The following is a 536-nucleotide window of genomic DNA, read 5'->3' as shown; positions in this document are numbered from 1 at the left end:
TGCCATGGGCGGCTCAACCAACACCGTATTGCACCTATTAGCAGGCGCTCAAGAAGGTGAAATCGATTTTTACATGGGTGATATCGACCGCATGTCACGCCGCGTACCTCATCTGTGTAAAGTCGCGCCATCGACTCAAAAATATCACATGGAAGATGTGCACCGCGCGGGTGGTGTGATGGCGCTTCTTGTGGCATTGGATCGCGCAGGCCTCATCAATAATCAAACTCACACCGTGTTGGGTTTATCGATGAAAGAGCAGTTGGCTCAATACGACATCATGCAAACCCAAGATGAAGACGTCTTAACCTTTTTCCGTGCCGGTCCTGCGGGTATTCGTACCACTAACGCCTTCTCACAACAATGCCGCTGGGATCGCCTCGATGACGATCGCAAAGAAGGCTGTATTCGCACCAAAGAGCATGCTTTTAGCCAAGATGGTGGCCTAGCCGTCCTATCAGGCAACATTGCCGTTGACGGCTGTATTGTCAAGACAGCAGGGGTTGATGAAGGTAGCCTGAAATTTGCAGGCCCAG

1 protein-coding gene is annotated in these 536 nt (G+C 51.3%); it reads left to right on the top strand.

The features are described 5' to 3' along the window. A partial coding sequence (locus tag GMA8713_RS26435; RefSeq protein ID WP_198159622.1) for a dihydroxy-acid dehydratase domain-containing protein occupies positions 1 to 536 on the top strand: 536 nt, incomplete at both ends.

This window comes from Grimontia marina (genome assembly GCF_900060185.1).
Classification (GTDB): domain Bacteria; phylum Pseudomonadota; class Gammaproteobacteria; order Enterobacterales; family Vibrionaceae; genus Enterovibrio; species Enterovibrio marinus.
This window is presented reverse-complemented; position numbering and strand designations above follow the sequence as displayed.